Annotated in this window: 2 protein-coding genes; one reads left to right on the forward strand and one right to left on the reverse strand. The window is 67.7% G+C overall.

Annotation, left to right across the window (positions count from 1 at the left end):
- Positions 1 to 18 precede the first annotated feature (18 nt).
- Entirely contained in the window at positions 19 to 1,026 is a 1,008-nt protein-coding gene (locus tag ACFUK0_RS29330; protein ID WP_380255469.1) for a ScbA/BarX family gamma-butyrolactone biosynthesis protein, read from the reverse strand.
- Between the two features lie 184 nt (positions 1,027 to 1,210).
- Here ACFUK0_RS29330 and ACFUK0_RS29335 point away from each other — a divergent pair, with 184 nt between their 5' ends.
- On the forward strand, positions 1,211 to 1,834 hold the full coding sequence (locus ACFUK0_RS29335; protein WP_380255490.1) for a ScbR family autoregulator-binding transcription factor: 624 nt from the start codon (positions 1,211 to 1,213) through the stop codon (positions 1,832 to 1,834).
- Positions 1,835 to 2,182 lie beyond the last annotated feature (348 nt).

A 2,182-nucleotide genomic window follows, 5' to 3' on the forward strand; every position in this document is an offset into this window, starting at 1 on the left:
GTGGGTGTGTGTGGTGGGTTAGAGGGGGGTGGTGTGGGTGTGGGCGGTGAAGGTGGTGGTGTTGGTTTGGGTGGCGGTGATGTGGTGGGTGGTGGGGTTGGTGGGGTTGATGGGGTGGGTGGTGGGGTTGGTGGGGTGGGTGGTGGGGGTGGTGGGGGTGGTGGGGTTGTGGGTGTTGTGGGTGGGGGTGGTGTGGGCGTGGATGTAGCAGGGGGTGTCGAGTTCGACGTAGCGGTTGAAGGTGATGTTCATGTGGGTGATGATGTGGGGTTTTTGGGGGGTGGTGAGGGTGTTGGTTGCTTGGCGGACGGCTTCGAGGAGGAGCATGCCGGGGACGTGGTCGACGGGGTGGTCGAAGAGGACGGGGTGGTGGGTGTCGACGCGTAGTTGGTAGTGGTGGGGGTGGGGGGTGGGGGAGAGGACGATGTCGTGGTGGTGGGTTCGTCCGGCGGTGGTGGGGGTGAGGGGGTGGGGTGGTGGGGGTGCGTTGTTGAACTGGTGGGTGGTTTCGGCGCGGCCGGCGCGTAGGCGTTGGTAGACGTTGGGGTTGTGGCAGTGGAAGTGGGTGGTGGCGGTGGCGAGGGGTTGGCCGTTGCGGTGGGCGGTGAAGTGCATGGTCATGGAGGCGGGGAGGTTGCGGTGGTATCTGATGTCGGTGGCGGTGACGTGGAGTTCGATTTCGGCGGGGGTGAGTTCGATGCGCATGGCGTGGGGGTTGAGTTGGAATTGGAAGTGTGACCAGCTGAGTTGGTGGCCGAAGGGGACGTTGTAGGCGGTGTGGGTGAGGAGGGGGAAGGTCTGGCGGATGGTTTCGCACAGGAGGAGCGGGTCGTGCGTGTGGTGGTCGTTGGTGTAGAAGCTGTGGCTGCGGGGCCATTGGGCGGTGACGGTGAAGGTGTCGGGTCCGGTTTCGCGCCAGCCGGTGAGGAAGACTTCCGACAGTGATGTGCGGTGGACGTACTCTTTGGCCACTGTGGTGGTGAGTGCGGGTTGTGTTCCGACATGAGGTTCCGTGGTGACAAGCATGCCGCTCCCCTTTGGCGTGCGAAGTGGGACCGGTGGCCTGTGGGCCACCTGGTCGGACGTGCTCTGCTCGAGGTGTGCGCCACTCCCGTGGCGTCCATGGTGCAACACCCTGACCCTAGACCGAGGTTCGTCTGTAAAATAGAGGGTGTTCGTTTTGTTTGTCGAGCGGAAGCGGGGCCTGGCTGTGGCTGAACCGAAGCAGGAACGAGCCGTGAGGACGCGTGAGGTGATCCTTTACGCGGCGGCCGAGGTCTTCGACGAGTGCGGTTACAGCGGTGCCAGCATCAGCAAGATCATGCAGCGGTCGGGGGCGACGCAGGGCGGGATGTACTTTCATTTCAAGTCGAAGGAGGGGCTGGCGCACGCGGTCATGGCCAGTCAGCAGGAGTTCATCCGGTTGCCGCCGGGGCCGGACGGTCTGCAGCGGCTGATCGACATCACGTTCCACATCGCGGGGGAGCTGCAGCGCAATGTGCTGTTCCGTGCGAGTGTGCGCCTGGCGGTGGAGCAGGGGGAGCTGGGGATCGAGGACGACACGGCGTACCAGGAGTGGGTGCAGCAGTTCCATGCGCAGCTCGTTGCGGCGCGGGAGTGCGGTGAGCTGCTGGAGAGTGTCGACGAGCAGGAGTTCGCGACGGTGCTGGTGGGGGCTTACACGGGGACGCAGATCTTCTCGAACGCGGCGACGAGGCGGGCCGACCTGCCGGAGCGGATCGCTTCCCTGTGGCGGTATCTCCTTCCGGCGGTGGCCACTCCGCGGGCGGCGGCGTTGCTGCGGGTGGAGCCGTCGGTCGGGGCGAGGGCCTGATCCCGTGGCCGTCCGTTCCCGGGCGCGGTGCGGTGGGGTGGGGTGTGTCTCGGGTTCGGGGGTGCGGTGTGCCGGCCGGGCCGGCGGCCGGGGCTGAGGCCGGTCCTGCCCGGTCCTGCCCCTGTCCGGGGTTGCCTGTCGGTCGGGGCCGGCGCGTGGTCCCGTGCCCGGGGGCTGCCTGCTGGTCGGGTGTCGGCCTGATCGCTGGCCGGCGTGTTCCGGGGTGCGGGGGTGCGGTGTGCCGGCCGGGCCGGCGGCCGGGGCTGAGGCCGGTCCTGCCCTGTCCGGGTGCTGTCGGTCGGGGCCGGCGCGTGGTCCTGTGCCCGGGTGCTGCCTGCTGGTCGGGGC

Source organism: Kitasatospora sp. NPDC057223, from assembly GCF_042669755.1.
Taxonomy (GTDB): domain Bacteria; phylum Actinomycetota; class Actinomycetes; order Streptomycetales; family Streptomycetaceae; genus Kitasatospora.